The following is a 761-nucleotide window of genomic DNA, read 5'->3' as shown; positions in this document are numbered from 1 at the left end:
ACCATATCAAGGCCAAGAATCGCTTTGTCACGGTGTAAACGAACGTGAATACGAACGTCTGGGTTTTCTTTGCTAATAGAAGGACGAGGTAGTGACTTCTTCTCGAAGCAATCGACGATAGCGTCTTTCACTTTCATCGCGCCATATTGGCTATTGCGGATTTCGCGGTTAGTACCATTAAAGTCAACCACAAAACGCTTAGAGCTATGGAATTGATTCACCCAGTTAACCGCAGTGGTCGATAGGTACAAATCCATGTCGTCCTGACAAGTGAATTCAGAAAGGACACGTACAAATCGAGAAGCCAAACGACTCCACAAACAACAACGATAAATTTGCTCATTGGTCGCTTTGAATTTAACACCTGCCTGAACAGGTTTTGCGTTTGTAATCCCTAGTTGGGTTAGTTCTTCAACTAATAAATTCTCAAGGCCGTTTGAGGTAACCGCTAGATATTGATTCATAGTGTTCTTTTATTGATAAAAATGAGCTCGATTATACCTGATTTTGTTACCAGAGCATCACTCTAAACTCGTCTTTTCATTGAATCTTTCGACTAACTGGCTAGCAAACACTCAGTAGTGAAGCGATCGCTTACCTACATCCCCTTAAAACATAAGACCTAACGAACTCACTCGTTTAACACCCAATTTCCGAGCAATTCGCCTTTGTGAATTTATATTCACACCGAATTTGGTATATACCAAACTAAAAATAAGGGTGAAACTTAGCTACAAAAGAGCAAAAACAGGGAATAAATA

1 protein-coding gene is annotated in these 761 nt (G+C 40.1%); it reads right to left on the bottom strand.

The annotated features are described in order from the left end of the window. Positions 1-464, bottom strand: a 464-nt coding sequence (locus BCT81_RS03810) for a THUMP domain-containing protein (RefSeq protein WP_241908151.1), incomplete at its 3' end; no start/stop codon positions are given. Between the last annotated feature and the right edge of the window lie 297 nt (positions 465-761).

This window comes from Vibrio sp. 10N.261.52.A1 (genome assembly GCF_002876325.1).
Taxonomy (GTDB): Bacteria; Pseudomonadota; Gammaproteobacteria; order Enterobacterales; family Vibrionaceae; genus Vibrio; species Vibrio chagasii.
The sequence above is the reverse complement of the archived record's forward strand: the minus strand, read 5'-3'. Positions and strand labels throughout refer to the sequence as shown.